This window comes from Aquiflexum gelatinilyticum (genome assembly GCF_024741135.1).
GTDB classification, from domain to species: Bacteria; Bacteroidota; Bacteroidia; order Cytophagales; family Cyclobacteriaceae; genus Cognataquiflexum; species Cognataquiflexum gelatinilyticum.
The window spans coordinates 65,389-80,731 of sequence record NZ_JANSUY010000029.1 but is presented as its reverse complement, the minus strand read 5'-3'; the positions used below and the strand labels follow the sequence as shown (position 1 = coordinate 80,731).

Annotated in this window: 9 protein-coding genes; 1 reads left to right on the top strand and 8 read right to left on the bottom strand. The window is 40.6% G+C overall.

The window, feature by feature from the left end:
- Positions 1-74 precede the first annotated feature (74 nt).
- Both NU887_RS20505 and NU887_RS20500 read right to left on the bottom strand, forming a co-directional pair.
- Complete coding sequence (locus NU887_RS20505; protein ID WP_258425263.1) at positions 75-1,655, bottom strand: NAD(P)/FAD-dependent oxidoreductase; 1,581 nt, start codon at positions 1,653-1,655, stop codon at positions 75-77.
- A 406-nt stretch (positions 1,656-2,061) separates the two neighbouring features.
- A complete protein-coding gene (locus NU887_RS20500; protein WP_258425262.1) occupies positions 2,062-3,021 on the bottom strand; it encodes a tryptophan 2,3-dioxygenase family protein in 960 nt (319 codons plus the stop codon).
- 116 nt (positions 3,022-3,137) lie between these two features.
- Between NU887_RS20500 and NU887_RS20495 the strand changes: the two genes are divergently transcribed.
- The gene (locus NU887_RS20495; protein ID WP_258425261.1) at positions 3,138-4,346 is read left to right on the top strand and encodes an acyl-CoA dehydrogenase family protein; all 1,209 of its coding nucleotides are present in this window, start codon (positions 3,138-3,140) and stop codon (positions 4,344-4,346) included.
- A 644-nt stretch (positions 4,347-4,990) separates the two neighbouring features.
- Here NU887_RS20495 and NU887_RS20490 read toward each other — a convergent pair.
- From NU887_RS20490 to NU887_RS20465, 6 genes are all read right to left on the bottom strand, one after another.
- The gene (locus NU887_RS20490) at positions 4,991-7,060 is read right to left on the bottom strand and encodes a fibrobacter succinogenes major paralogous domain-containing protein (protein WP_258425260.1); all 2,070 of its coding nucleotides are present in this window, start codon (positions 7,058-7,060) and stop codon (positions 4,991-4,993) included.
- Positions 7,061-7,344: 284 nt separating this feature from the next.
- Positions 7,345-9,432 carry a fibrobacter succinogenes major paralogous domain-containing protein gene (locus NU887_RS20485; protein WP_258425259.1) on the bottom strand — a complete coding sequence of 696 codons (2,088 nt, stop codon included), beginning with the start codon at positions 9,430-9,432 and terminating at the stop codon, positions 7,345-7,347.
- Positions 9,433-9,963: 531 nt separating this feature from the next.
- Positions 9,964-12,078, bottom strand: coding sequence for an FISUMP domain-containing protein (locus NU887_RS20480; protein WP_258425258.1), 2,115 nt, complete (start codon positions 12,076-12,078; stop codon positions 9,964-9,966).
- A gap of 184 nt (positions 12,079-12,262) precedes the next feature.
- Positions 12,263-12,901, bottom strand: coding sequence for a response regulator transcription factor (locus NU887_RS20475; RefSeq protein WP_258425257.1), 639 nt, complete (start codon positions 12,899-12,901; stop codon positions 12,263-12,265).
- Positions 12,873-14,819: a sensor histidine kinase gene (locus NU887_RS20470; protein ID WP_258425256.1), complete on the bottom strand. Its 1,947-nt coding sequence runs from the start codon at positions 14,817-14,819 to the stop codon at positions 12,873-12,875. The genes NU887_RS20475 and NU887_RS20470 overlap by 29 nt, the downstream gene beginning before the upstream one ends.
- 223 nt (positions 14,820-15,042) lie before the next feature.
- Complete coding sequence (locus NU887_RS20465) at positions 15,043-15,300, bottom strand: YtxH domain-containing protein (protein ID WP_258425255.1); 258 nt, start codon at positions 15,298-15,300, stop codon at positions 15,043-15,045.
- Positions 15,301-15,343: the final 43 nt, after the last annotated feature.

Genomic DNA, 15,343 nt, shown 5'->3' with positions numbered 1-15,343 from the left:
TTTTTTAGTAAAAGTCACCAACTATTTTTGACCACATTACCGAAAACTATGGACTATGGACTGTGGTCTGTGGACTATTTCAAAACATACATTTCCACTAATTTTTCGGCGCATCGCTCGCCATCCATAGCCGCAGAGACGATTCCTCCGGCATATCCTGCGCCCTCCCCGCAGGGAAACAATCCTTTGATGATCGGATGCTCAAAACTCTCTTTGTCCCTAGGAATACGTACAGGGGAGGAAGTCCGGCTTTCCACCCCAATAATCTGGGCGTCGTTTGTCAGGTATCCTTTCATTTTTTTGCCAAAATCAATAAATCCCTGTCTCAACCTTTCTGAAATAAAATCAGGTAAAACTTCATACATATCCGCTGATTCCAAACCCGGCTGATAGGAAGTGTCCAACAAACTTTTGCTGACCTTTTTCTCCGTAAAATCAACCAATCGTTGGGCTGGAGCTGTTTGCGTTTCACCGCCTACTTTCCAGGCTTTTTGCTCCACTTCGGCCTGAAACATCATCGCTGCCAATGGACCATACTTTTGATATTGGGGCAAATCCTCCAATTCGACGGCCACGACTATTCCTGAATTGGCAAACTTGCTGTCTCTCCTACTCGGACTCATGCCGTTGACGACGATCTCACCCGGAGAAGTGGCCGCAGGCACGATAAATCCACCCGGACACATACAAAAAGAAAAAACGCCCCGCTGCCTTCCTTTGAACATGGTCTGATTGACCAAGGCATAGGAAGAAGCGGGAAGGTAGGGACCCCGGTCAATTTCACAGTGGTATTGGATGCGGTCGATCAGGTTTTGGCTGTGCTCGACCCTGACCCCCAAGGCAAAAGGCTTGGCCTCGATCAAAATCTTTTTGGAATGGAGCAAATGAAAAATATCCCTAGCAGAATGTCCTGTGGCAAGAATTACCCCTTTTCCTAATATCCTTTCTCCGGTATGTGTGGTGATTCCCTTGATTTCATTGCTGTCCAAAATCAGGTCAGTCACTTTCGTTTCGAACAAAATCTCCCCACCTGCGTCTAGAATGCTCTTTCGCAGTTCGGCCACCAAAATGGGTAATTTATTGGTTCCGATATGGGGATGTGCATCGACCAGGATATCTTCCGTGGCACCATGGGCAACCAATATTTCCATGATTCTTCGGATGTCTCCACGCTTTTTGGAACGGGTATACAGCTTGCCGTCAGAGTAAGTGCCTGCCCCACCCTCTCCAAAACAATAATTGGATTCAGGGTTGACGATATGGTCTTTGTTGATGGCGGCGATATCCCTTCTCCGGGCTCTGACATCCTTGCCCCGTTCGATGAGGATAGGTTTCACACCCAATTCAATTGCTCTCAAGGCCGCAAAAAGTCCTGCCGGTCCTGCCCCGACTATGATAACAGGATCTGCATTGCTCACATTTTGGTAAGCTTTGGGAGTCGTCAGGAGTGGCGTTGGGGCTTCATTGACAAATACCTCAGCCGTGACATTCACCCTGACTTGCCTTCCCCGGGCATCGATGGAGCGCTTGACTTGACGGGCATAAGCATTTGGCTGTTCTGCAGAAATTCCCGCTCTCTTTAGCGCCGTTTCCCTAAAAACCTCCTCGTCGTAAGCTTCCTGAGGGGACAATTGTAATAGTAATTCTTTTTTCATTTTGTAAGGTATTTATCCTTAAATAAGACTTTAGATATAAGACACAAGATGCAAGACTGAATTCACCTCTATCGTCATTCTAAGTTTTTGACATTTTGCAAATGTACAGAAAGGGGAATGACAATAGTTCCGTCATCCTGATGGAGGTACGACTGAAGGATCTCATTTACTATAGGTGAGACCCTTGTCCCGTACATTTATCGGGATCACTCAGGGTGACAACCCCGACAATTTCGTCATTCTGAACCGCAGCTTGTGGAGGTGAAGAATCTCTATTAAGAATTGAGGATAAAAGCCGAGAAGCGATAATATTTCTCATCCGAATTTTAAACTTCAATTTCAACAACACTTTGACCCTCCAACTGAACCAGTCTTGAATCTTGTGTCTTGTGTCTTGATACTTTTTTTATTCTTCTCCAAAGACCTCCTTTACCACCCATCCTTTGCCCCATTCTTCTTTTTCTTTTTCTGTCCAAAGCTCTTGGTAGAAAATGACTTTCTGAAAGCGTGGCGGTAAGTATTTCTGCCAATTGGTACCACCTGTAGCGGCGATATCCACAGGGTCACGCTGAAGGTATCTCACCGCCGATTTGTAATGTGCCAAAGGCCAAAAGACATTTGCCTTCAGGTCAAAGTCTTTCATCAGTTTGGTCAATTCCTCGTCCTTGTCTATACAGGCAAGGTATTTTCTCCAGATATTGATTGTCTTGTAATTTGCAATGAATTCCTTGAGCCTTTTTCCGTATTTGGCTTCGAAAGTTTTTAAAGTCAATGTTTTTTCGCCCGTGGCCAACTCCACCGCACCATGTTGCCAATAGAGATTCCCAAACAAGACATCCACATTTTGCTCGCTCTGCATCTTTTCCCTGATATCCACAAACAGCAATTGTTGGACATCGCATGCCAAAATTTCAATCACTCGATATTGTGCACTTTGAAAACCGCTGGAAGGCAACAAAGACATCCTGAACTTAAGAAACTGCTCCTTTTCCATCCCTTTCCACATCACCGCAAAAGAAGAAATCAACTGGTCAAAATACATATTGACCCGCTCCAGTCTCTCTTTGAAAAACTTTCCGTACAAAGGTTCTTTCTCGGCAATCTGTTCAAGTTCCCAAATTATCAGCTTGAAATAAAGCTCCGTGATCTGATGGTACATGATGAAGATTTTCTCATCCTTGAAGGAAGTTCTGGGTTGTTGCAGAGACAACAGAATATCAAGATTGATGTAATCCCAATATGTCAAATAATCCGAATACAACAAGCCTTCTAGGTAGGAAGATAGGTCTTGACCCGAAGTTTTGAATTTTTGCTGAAGCAGCTCTATTTTATCTAAAATGTCTTTTTGGGTCTGGGCTGGGCTCATGTGCTAATTTTTTGTTCAATTAGGTAGTTTTTTATCGGCCTTCTTATTTATTTCAGGCAGGATTTGAGCAATACGCTGCAAAAATCCGTTTTAAATAGCAATAAACCAAAAGAGTCATGGAGCATACCGCCACCGCACACAAATCTTTGAAGCAGGACCTTTATGAAGGTGCTGATTTTTATCAGGTCGATGACTTGTTGACCGAGGAGCATCTGCTCATCCGTTCATCCATTAGGGATTTTGTCAAAAAAGAAATCAGTCCTTACATAGAAGATTGGGCACAAAGATCCCATTTTCCTTATGAAATCGTCAGGAAATTCGGAGATGTGGGTGCTTTCGGCCCACAGATTCCTGAGGCATACGGCGGCGGCGGGCTTGATTATATCTCTTATGGCATCATCATGCAGGAGATCGAGAGAGGTGACTCAGGCATGCGGTCTACGGCTTCTGTTCAGGGTTCTTTGGTGATGTACCCGATCTATAAATTCGGTTCTGAAGCACAAAGAATGAAATATCTTCCCAAACTTGCTTCAGGCGAGATGCTTGGCTGTTTTGGACTGACAGAGCCCGATCATGGTTCCAACCCGAGTGGAATGAAAACCAACTTCAAGGACATGGGAGACCATTACCTCCTCAACGGTGCCAAAATGTGGATTTCCAATTCACCAAAAGCAGACATCGCAGTCGTTTGGGCAAAAGATGAATCCGGAAGAATCCATGGCCTGATTGTAGAAAGAGGGATGGAAGGATTCACTACACCGGAGACCCATAACAAATGGTCATTGCGGGCTTCCTGCACCGGTGAATTGGTTTTTGACAATGTGAAAGTTCCGAAAGAAAATATCCTGCCAAACAAATCCGGATTGGGTGCGCCATTGATGTGCCTGGATTCGGCAAGGTATGGCATCGCTTGGGGTGCATTAGGCGCTGCAATGGATTGCTATGATTCGGCTAGAAGGTATGCGATGGAAAGGATACAGTTTGACAAGCCGATTGCTTCCTTCCAATTGATTCAAAAGAAACTTGCAGAAATGTTGACCGAAATCACCAAGGCGCAGTTATTGGTCTGGAAACTCGGGAAAATGATGAATGAAGGCAAAGCCACCACTTCCCATATTTCATTGGCAAAAAGAAACAATGTGGCCATGGCATTGGAGATCGCCCGCGAAGCCCGCCAAATCCACGGAGGCATGGGTATCACCGGAGAATACCCTATCATGCGCCACATGATGAATCTAGAATCCGTCGTGACCTATGAAGGAACACACGATATCCATTTGCTGATCTTAGGAAATGAGATTACGGGAATACCGGCTTTTAAGTAGGGTTTATTTCCTGCTAAGGCGTTAAGGCTCAAAGAAATAGGTATACAGATATTGTTTACCACAAAGAGACGGAGGTAAAAAAATTAAATCACCCCAGAGTGCACTGGGGTCTCAGAGAAAAAGTCAAAAGGGCACCTAAACAGAGGCCTCGGAAGACACAAAGGTTATTGGAAGGCTTTCACATTGCGTCCTTAGCGAAACCAAGGCGCTCTTTGGGGTAAAATGAAAAATTACTACCCTTTGAGGTCTCTAGGGCGAATTATTTTATCGGCCAATTTAAGAGTACCAAAAAAAATCCCCTTTCCTGATTTCTCGGAAAGGGGTATTTAAAAATTTTAAATTAAAAAGCTACCGTTAGATTTTTTCCAAGTATCCGACAGAGTAGTATTGGAGTTGAATTTAAACTGCAGAAAACAATCTGTCTCCCTTTGTCCTTAAAAGCTATTTCAAATTCCGGTCATTGTCCATTAGCCTTTAGTAAAATGCTGTTTTGGATTAGAATATGGTAGACGATGGGGAGATATCGGTATTTACCTAATCAAGAAAAGTCCAATCGACCTTTATCTCAAATAAATCTGATCGGAAAAATTTCTAAAAAGCAAAAAAATCAATTTATAAAATATTCTGACCTCTTTCTTCCTCTATTACTTGACACAACGTACACTTAAACCATCTCTTGAGTTTGTGGAAAAAGTAACTGAAAAAAAATCAGCTGATCCTAGGAGAAGTCCTATTTGAGGCAATCCATAAGCATCCTTCGCACTAGTCCAGAATGTGGCCAATTCTCCTGACAGACCACCAAAATGCCCATTTGTTCCAGAGCGAGCACCACTTGGCAAAATTCGTAATCCTGAAAGATTCGTAGATTTTAATGAACCCATTGGCCATCCATTCACTTCTTTCATGTGTTTTCCGTATTTCATTCCGAAAATACCCGATAAGGAACTGAATTCTGCAATACCCGGAAGTCGCCAGCCTTCAGGGCAAATATCACAGCAGGCTGCAGGGTAGTTGTATAGTTTCCCGTAGATTTCATCAATACTCGAATCATTTCCTTTCCAGGAATAGGCAGGTCCTGTTGCTGAACTCCAAGCGGCATCCGCTTCGATCAATTGGATGGCGGTCCCATCCTTCTTTCTGGTAGTACGCAGGTTTTCCGTCATCCACCAGGTATTGCCGATTTTGACTGTTTCATAGACATTTCCATCAATATCTTCCACCGTTCCAAATTCCGGCACAGGGAAAGGTATTGTTCTTTCGCATCCATCTGCATCAATTACTTTTACATCATAATTACCTGGAGCAAGGTTTTGGGAGAGGACTCCCAAGACTCCATTTGACCAAGTAATTTCGTAAGGTTGCAGCCCTGATACAATATCTAGAGAATGGGTCCTACCGATCATTAACAAATCCACTGTCAAAGGACAACCTGTCTGAAGGACTGCGGAAACCTCAAAACCCTTATTGAAGGAAGGTGCCCATAGTTCTAATTTCAAATTGAATGGAAGTGGGTCCCCTAGATAATTTTCAAACTTTAATGTTAAACTGTCCCCCACAAAATTGTTTTCAACCAATCTAACATCCGGATTATCCATATAAGGTAGGTACCATGACTGACCAATTACCGGACCTGTAGTGATCGGTGCTTCATCGGGAGCAAAGACCAATGATCTCTCATTGAGAATAGGCAAATCCCATTTGTAATCTTCTATGTATGTTTGTATCCAACTTGTAAAGTATTTAGAAAGCAATGCCTTTCTCCTAAAACCATAAGTTGGAGAAAATATAGCATCTAATCCTTGTTCTATGTCCGTTTTGGTGATTTTTCGGAATGTCCCAACAGCTTTAAATGATATCGGCTCCAAAGGTTCAATGCTCACTATGTCACTAGGTTGAAGTATTTTCCCTGTACTTGATTCTATTAACTGAATATCTTGAATCACCGGGCATAGTAAAGTCTGGTAGGCATAATACTCCAAAAGGATTTTCTGGTACCAAAAAGACAAACCAAATCCCGCAACCAATGCTTCATGAAAAGAGGTTTTGGGAAGTTTGGAAATGTGCTTCAGATAAGAAATATCATATGTCACAAACCCATAGGTCATGGAGGACATCGTATCTTCAGGACCATTTAGGCAGCTTAACTCAAAGGATTTCTTTGGATTTTCGAAAAACAAGTGATTCTGTCCCGCTTGAAATGTTCCTGCCATAGCCTCTTTCTCAATATCTGACAAGGATTGCAGCTTTTGGGTAAAAAAGGTAATCCAGGTTCCAAATGGAATAGCCATTTCCTTAAGTTCATCAACCTCTTGGATTTTAATTTGTAGGTCAAGGGCACTTTTTAGAAATTTATCAAAAAAAACTCCCGTGTCTGTGTTATTTGGCCATTTGATAAGCTGCAGATCCCAAGTCCGGATCTGTCTGCCCATAGTTACTTCCATTTGAGTAGGCCCAGTCCCAATATCCGGGATGATAAAAATTAAAGAATCTCCGGGGATTCTGGCTAAACTGATCTCCACCCCACCTATTGTCCCTGAAAAACTCTTGTCCCCCACAGGAATATCCGCTGCAGGGACTTTGGCCAATTGATAGATTATCCACTCACCTCCTTCTACAGGGGGAAGGACTTGGAGGGGTTCCTCTTCCTCTTTGCAGGAAAAAAAGATAATCACAGAAATTGATGCAATTATAAAAAGTAAGACCCTGTATTTCATGCGGTTAAATCAAAACAACGAAAAGTTAGTCATTTTATTTGAATATTTTTTGATGGGAAATGAGGCAGTTTAAAGAGAAAATGCAAAAAAAACAGAAGTCTAATAAAAGGTCATTCCAATTCTGAAAAATATTGAGCACAAAGGTAGTTTTTAAGAAAATCATCTCCCTTTAAGATCTGAATGAATGGTTTTTCACAAAAAAGCCACCGAACCAAAACCTATTGTTTTCAAAACTTATTTTTAAAACCGTAACACTTAATATGGACTTGACAATTTGGCCTTTCTCAATCCTTGACGCACCTTACCGTATAAAGCCCACCGGGATTTTCTGCACTTGCAAAGATCTCTTCACCTAGGCTTATACCCAACAAAAAAAAGTTATGGCTGAAGGGAGGTTCGGATTTGGTAGGTACACGAAAATATGTTACTGAACCCTCTCCTTCATACATGCCAGTCCACTCTATATATCCTGTTGGCTGGGCAGAAAACCCGCTGATATTAGAACCTTTGACTACATTGTTTTCCCAATCCTGATAAGTTTTCATCTTGGTAGCATGCCTTGGGCCTAAAAAATCTTGTAACTGTGCCCAATCTTCTCCCTCAGGGATTGCCCAACCTGTTGGACAGATTTCGCAACAAACCGCTTTTCCATTATATACATTACCATATTTCTGATCGTTTCCCGGTTTGGTTTCAAGAACTGAATAAACGCTTAGATCCGGATTCCCCACCCATTCTGAAGGTGCACTGACTTTGGTGATTGGAGAGCCATCGTTTTTTCTGGTTGTTCTGAGATTTTCCGCCATCCACCATTGATTGCCGATCTTGACTGTCTTGTACTCATTTCCATCAATATCAGTCACCGTACTGAATTCCGGCATTTCAAAATCAATTGCCTCTTCACATCCATTAAAATCCAGTACTTGTACAGTGTATGCTCCAGGAGCAAAATCAAATGGCCCTGTTCCTGTCAGCCCATTGCTCCAAGTAATCTGATAAGGAGTAGTACCGTATTGTATATCCATCTGGATCTTTCCCTCATCCAAAACTACCTGTGCCAACATGGGACAGAAAACCTTGAGTTTGGCAGGAACATTTTTCTCAAAACCTAAAGAGTTCATATTCAAAACAAAATCCTGTTCCAAACCTGTTAAGCTTTCTAATTCCATCTTTAATTTACCCTCTTCAAATACATATCCAATAAATCTGATCTCCGGATTGTCAAAAATTTGGACCGTCATTGGAAAAGAGGACGGAAAAGGAATTTGTTCAAGAGGAGCCGTTGCAGGAATGATATACAGAGGTTCATCATCCATAATTGGAAGATCAGCCCTGTCATCCAACATAACCAGAATTTTGGAGGTGCTTTTTTTTAAGGTTTTGAAACTTTCCACTTTTACTCTGAACTGATCTTCAAAAAAGGAATTAAGACCAATCATATTGGGTTTTTGAAATTCCCCAAAAGCATAAACTTCATTCATTTCACCTGACTCGAAAATCAAAGTCGGCTGTTCAACAAATGACCCCGGCTGGTCTCCGGGTATTTTGAATACAAGGTTCCTGAGGATCGGACAAGTCAAATTTTTGGTTGCCAACGCCTCAATAAGACCGATTTGATACCAAAATGACAAACCGATTCCGGTTTTGATTGATCGATAAAATTTTGAATCAGGCAATTCCGTATACCTTGCTAAATACTCAAAACCTCTTGGGGAAAAGGGTGACGAAAACAAATTTTCAATGAAATTAATCCTCCCTAAAAAATCAATAATGGGATAATCTTCGCAGGCCGGAACTTTCAGTTTCGAGGGAGAATCTTTTAAAAAATTAAGCCAAAATTTATTAAAAGGCTTGGTCATAACACCTTCGAAATCCTTTTTTTCCTTTTCGTTAAGTTGTGAATATTCCATTTTTAATTGGTTGATCCACTTCAAATAATCCTGAGAAAATCCCTCTAATGATTCAAAGGCTTGCATCTCCGACAATAAAGCTTCACTGTTTCGGATCAGGCCATCAAAAACTGATTCTGAAGCAGGAGGAAAATAAATACCGAGATCAAATTTCCATATCCTCGGTTTCCCATTGATCTCTACTTTGAGTTCTGCGCGTCCCATGGGCAACTCAGGCATGATAAAAACCAACGAATCCTCTCCGGAGCGGCCCAAAGTGACCTGGATGATTTCTGAAAAATAGCCCTTAAAAATCTGTTCACTTTTTCCAAGGCCGGGGGCATAGACTTTGACCAAGTCAAATGCGGTAACATAATCTTCCACAATAATCGGGTTATAAACAGGTACTTCCTCTTCTTCCCTGCATCCCAAAAGAAGTAGGATCGAAAAAATAGAGATTAGAATTCTAAAAGAGGTTTTCATCGCTATTCAGGTTTTTGGAATTCAAATGGTCCGGCCTACATTCATCAAACTCAATTAAAGCATTTGATTTTGTACAATAAAGTTACCTAACCTTTGACATTCCAAAGACTAAAAAGAGGTCTTTGTTTGGCAAAAAATGAAAACTCAAAAAATGATTTTGGTGATTTTTAATAATCTCATATGGTCTTTTCTTATTTGTAAAAATCGGTTAAAGTTAAATTCAGTTTTATTTCATTTCTCAGATTTTCATAAAAAAAGCTGCTGCCGAAAAAATCAGCAACAGCATTGGTCAAAAAAATGTTCAACAAAGGGTAAGTCTATCATGGAATTGATGTCAAATAAATCTTTTCGGTTATTAATATCATAAATATCGATGGAACAAAGTCAGTAAAAAATACCCCAAAAGGAGTATTTTTTGCCGATCCAAGGAAATAATAAGGATAGCTTTATCAAAGATCCATCTGTATAAACTGCCGTATCCAAAGTCTTACCAATTCACAGAAATGTCAAATTAAAAGCTTTCCAACAGCGTTAATCCTTGACACATCTAATGGCTGCGCCATTCCATTTTGGATTAAAATTGGATTGCGATACAATGGATTGATTAAATGAAAGGATAATATAGGGTGCTGTCGTTGCATTGGTAGATTTGTTCATCCACCAGTGTCCATATTCTGTCAAGGAAAAGAAATTGCCTCCGAATCCACGCACACCTCCTGGCAAGGCATTAAATCCACTTTCGTTTGTTCCTTGCGTTCCTGCTATTTCAGATTCCCTCCAACCTGTGATCGATTTCAATTTATTTCCTGAATTTGGCAGCAAAAATGACCTCATTTTTTCCCAATCTTCTTGGGTAGGCACATGCCATCCTTGAGGACAGATAGCGCAACAAGTGGCGGCATACCAATTGTAGAGCTTTCCGTATTTTTCGTTGTTGGTGACATCGTTGTTATAGTAGGAAAAAGCAGCAGTAGTTTGTGCCATCCATTGCGCGTTTGTGGTCACATTGGGTATATCAGTTCCATCAGCAAATTTTGAAGTTTTTAGGTTTTCAGCCATCCAGACTTGGGTTCCGATTTTGATGGTAGCGTATTGATTCCCGTCAACATCAGTGACTGTACCTACCATAGCCTCTTCCTGAACGGTGAATTCTTTGGTCACTTCACAACCCAATGCATCGGTTACTTTTATGGTATAATTTCCGGGATTTAAGCCAGTTTGACTATTTCCTGTACCATTGTTGCTCCAAGTGTAAGTAAATGGGGCTAGTCCTCCTGTAACTTGAAGGGTAGCCGAACCTCCTGAAACATTTACCGTCACAGCCAAGGTACAATTGAGAAGGATAGAGGCATTAACGGTCTTTTTTACTTTTAGAGGGCCATCCTCCAGAGTCAAATCAAAAGTAAATGCCTGATCTCCTCCTTTTTTGCTTTCAAAATTAATGGAAATGGCCTCCGCCAAAGAAGCGATTGACTTCAATGTGACCTGATCGCTACTGATGTTTTCGGCTTTGGCGACAGGATTGTCAATGGGTTTCACTTCCTTTTCGGGATTGGTAGGCAGCTGCATTTTATCTCCAGACTCCAGATTAGGTTGGCTTAGTGAAAACCTGGACTTAAGTGCTGCGGTTGCTGTGATGACTTTGTCAACATGTTCCCCTATTTTTTCTATTCCCGAGGAAAGTTGGGTAAGCAGCGCAATGGTTGATGTCTTGTCACCTTGGTTGAGCGCTTGGTAACTTCCATATATTTTCAAAGCAAAAGCCTTTCCACTTTCAAATTTCACAGGAGTATCATTGGAAACGGCCAAAACCCTTGCGCCCGACTCATCAATCCCAATGGTCCGGAGTACTTTACAATCCGTCACTTTCAAAGCCTGTTCTTTCAATTGGATGAAATTGGAACGCATATTTAAAACAGCGGTTATGGCGGCCGCTTTCGCTACAGCATTGGATGGCGCCTGTACCAGCTTGTCAACCATACTTTGATCAAAAACTACCTCATTCAGGTATTTCAGAAAGACCTCTCCACTTTCTGCAGTACAGGCCCAGGCATATTTTCCAGAAGGATTTGCGGAAAGGGTCCGAAAAAGGTTATTGATTTTGAGTACGCCTATAGTTTCCAGTCTTTCCTTGGTACTTAATTTGGCGATTTCTTGCTCGAATAATGTCACCCATTCCTGTTGTTTGGCCACTTGATCGGACAAACCCGGATTTTGATCCATCGAGGTAAGTTGGCCTTTGGCACCTGTTAATATTCCGGCAAGTACAGTTTCAGGATTCCCGAGATCGGGCAATTTCAATACAGTAAAATCCAGGGTTTTTTTGTTGCTGTTGAGCGAAAGCTCAAAGGTCTGCTTTCCTTCATTGATGTCAGGAACCAAAAAAACCAAATTATTCCCTGTTCCTTTGGAAAGTTTAATGGCCAAACTGCCGAATTTTCCGTCATATTCGGTTTTTAGATCACTCAAACCTGATACCTCCACCGAGACAATCTCGTAGGGATAAACCTGGTCTTTGGGTTTATTTAGGGTATAATTCGGATCATTAATAACAGGGACAGTAGGAGTCGTTTCCTCATCAGAACAGGAAAACGAGACCATCAATAAAAAAAGAAGTCCGATTAAGGCAAATGCGTTTTTCTTCATGGTTGATAGTTTTTTTTCAACCTAAAATTCCAATGAATTGCACCTTAAAAAAATACCCCAAAAGGAGTAAAAATAATTGGACGGTTAAATTGAACTACAACTTTTTCCGAGTTGATCCTTTTTAAAGCAAAATATATTTAATCCTGTCCTGGCCAAAATATCTAAGAAAAATAAGTCCCTTACCTCACAACCTTGGATGGTCTTTGACCAATGCAACCAATCCAGCCAGGTTCCTGACTCCAAGTTTTCTGAAAATGTTCTTGCGATGGGTTTTTACTGTAAGCGGGCTGAGGTTGAGTTTATCAGCGATTTCGCTGCTTTCATATTGATTGAGGATAAGTTGGATAATATCAACCTCCCGTTTTGAAAGCTTATATTGATGATTTAGTTTTTCGTAAAAGCCCTTTCCTTCGGAATCAAAAACCACTTGATTGGATTCCTGAAAAAATTTACCTCCTTCAATAATTACATTCAGGGCATTCAACATTACATGAAGTGAGGAGTCTTTGCCAATAAAACCATCAGCACCAAGGTTTTTGCACAACTCAATAGAAGATGTTGTTTGGTGCATACTGATCACGAGCTTCTTAATAACCGGATAATCCCGCTGCAAATGCCCAAGCAATTGAAGTCCGTCCATCACAGGCATATTGAGGTCTAGGATCAACACATCAGCTTTGTTTCCACGTTCTAAGTAAGAAAGGACTTCTTTACCGTTTCTGAAATGCGCCAATACCTTGATATTTGGATTTGTACTGACAAGATTGTCTAAGCCTGAAGTAAATAATTCATGGTCATCTGCTATAATTATCTGTGTACTCATTGGTTTGGGTGATCTGTTGAAATGGAATAGTGACTATAACTGTGGTGCCATTTATATTGGAATCAAAATGTAAATTTCCTCTAAGATAGTCAACTCTTTTTTGGAGATTTCTTAGTCCCATGCCGTCATTGGGTTTATCCAAAATTTCCTTGGGAATACCTTTACCATCATCAGTTACAATCAATGTCACTGTCTGATCAATCTCATCATAGAATAACTGAATATCAGCCTCTTTGGCTTCAGCATGCTTGATAATGTTATTAAGCAGTTCTTTGATGATTCTGAAAAGATTGATTTTTGTATCCAAAGTAAGGTAAGGTAAATCTTCAATATTATAGGTAATGGAAATTTTGTTTTGGATCTTTACCAAGTCAAGTACCTCTGACACCATCGTTTTTAACCGTTTTTCGGCAGCTTCCATTGGCATCAGTTCATGGGAAATAAACCTGAGGTCATGGATTGCCATAGTGAGTAATTTCTGGGTTTCGGCCAATCCTGTCTTCGATTCCTTCTGCATAGCCTCTGCTTCCAAATACAAGCTATCTACTTTCAATTTGATCAATGCAAGCAAACCCCCAAGGTCATCGTGAAGGTCTTTGGCTATTCTTTGCCGTTCCCGCTCCTGTGCTTCGATGATACTTCTTGCTATATTCCTTTCCTGTTCTATAAACTGTCGGTCCAACAGTTCCTTTTCCTTTTTCATAAAATAGTACCTATGGATAATCCCGATTGTAAGTAAAATAACATTGAAAATGGACCCTACTATCAATCCGTTTGGCTTTAGGGGATGCCAATCGGTCACTGCTGTCAGATTCAGAATGTAGTTAGTAAATCCAAAAACCAACATCAGGTTGGCCAACAGGATATAATAGGCGATTTCTTTTTTTGCTTTGATCTGGAAAAAAGTAATCAGTATCACCAACAACATATTGGTAAAAGAAAGTGATAACCCGGTCCCTGTCAGAATCAGGTTCAACTTTGGGTTCCACTCAAAGAGCAAAGTAGAAAAAAGCAAAAGGCTAAAGGTAAAAACTGCCTTGATGTATTGGACACTGTAAGTATGGAGCTTATTTTTTCCGGCATTTAAATTAAAAAAACGGATGATGAATATCACGAGCATTCCTGACATCATCAGGCTGAAAAACGGGATGATGATCGATGAAAATCTTCCAAGGTAATCCCCATAAATCCAAAGAAAAAGAAAACCGTCTTCTTCAAGGATCAAAGCAAGGCAGGAAAGCAAATATCCTACAAAGATGATGTACAGCTTTTCGCTGAAATAGGCCCACAAAAACAATCCGAATAATGCTGCCATCACGAGAACGCCGGTAACGGTCCCAAAAAATGCTGTCCTGCTGATTTCATATTCCCAATAGGAATTGGGTTCATCTAGGTAAAAAGGCACATAGGTATTCAATCCCCTGCTATCTAGTTTGAAAAGGTATGTAAAGCCTTCTCCTGCAGGAAGAATCAATTCATAGGAATTCAACCTCGAATGCATATCCCGCGATTGACCTGCATGGATAAATCCCGAATAAGCCGTTTTTATAAGCTTCCCATTATTATCAAAAGTATACAAGGTTCCTTCTCTTATTGCAGCACCTGCAGGACTGAAAATGACTGTGTTTTTAGAGTCAAGCTCATTTTCAATCCGGAATGCAAACCACCAAATGGACTCAGTATATCCTTTGTTGAACAAGGTGGGATGCGCAAGTTGAGAAAAAGAGCCATGTTGAAATTTTCGTAAGGCTTCTTCCGGAGCAGAATTTCCATTGTCTTTCCAAAAGGAAATATGCTCACCTATAGGATAATCCGGCGCCGAGTTAATTCTAATAGGGTAGTCACTGACATTTTCTTGTCCCAAAAGGCTTAAGGAAATAAAAGTGATGGAGCAAACCAAAAATACTTTGACAAACATTTGTTGGGTTGATTATTCCTAAAAGATAAAAAAAATACTTTCTACTTGATATTTTCCCAAATAATAAATTGAAAACGTAACAAAAGTTAAAAACCGCTTGACTCGATTTGAGTTATCAAAATCTGAAATGCAGGGATTTCATTTTTATGAAAAAATTTTGATTTGTAGGTTGAAAGAAAATAAAAAGAGGGAAAATATCCCCCTTTTTATTTTCTGAATTTGATCATTTCGTAACCTTATCCACTTCAGACTTGGCCTTTCTAGCCAATTTGTCAACTTCATTGCTCACATCGGATACCTTTTTGGTAAGCCCTTCAAAAAACGAATTGAGTTTTCCTGTTGCTTCGTCAAGGTATTCTCCACTCTTCTTGGTGATTTTTTTTCTGGTATTTTCACCTTTATCCGGTGCAATCAATATTCCTATCTGAACACCGATCACTGCACCTACCAATGCTCCTAAAATAAATTTTGTTGAACTCATAGCTGTATTTTATTTAAGTTGAAAATATAAAACTTCAGGATTT

Coding starts and splice junctions, on each gene's coding strand:
- NU887_RS20500 (WP_258425262.1), bottom strand. CDS start 3,021: ATGAGCCCAGCCCAGACCCAAAAAGACATTTTAGATAAAATAGAGCTG.
- NU887_RS20480 (WP_258425258.1), bottom strand. CDS start 12,078: ATGAAGAAAAACGCATTTGCCTTAATCGGACTTCTTTTTTTATTGATG.
- NU887_RS20490 (WP_258425260.1), bottom strand. CDS start 7,060: ATGAAATACAGGGTCTTACTTTTTATAATTGCATCAATTTCTGTGATT.
- NU887_RS20505 (WP_258425263.1), bottom strand. CDS start 1,655: ATGAAAAAAGAATTACTATTACAATTGTCCCCTCAGGAAGCTTACGAC.
- NU887_RS20475 (WP_258425257.1), bottom strand. CDS start 12,901: ATGAGTACACAGATAATTATAGCAGATGACCATGAATTATTTACTTCA.
- NU887_RS20485 (WP_258425259.1), bottom strand. CDS start 9,432: ATGAAAACCTCTTTTAGAATTCTAATCTCTATTTTTTCGATCCTACTT.
- NU887_RS20465 (WP_258425255.1), bottom strand. CDS start 15,300: ATGAGTTCAACAAAATTTATTTTAGGAGCATTGGTAGGTGCAGTGATC.
- NU887_RS20470 (WP_258425256.1), bottom strand. CDS start 14,819: ATGTTTGTCAAAGTATTTTTGGTTTGCTCCATCACTTTTATTTCCTTA.
- NU887_RS20495 (WP_258425261.1), top strand. CDS start 3,138: ATGGAGCATACCGCCACCGCACACAAATCTTTGAAGCAGGACCTTTAT.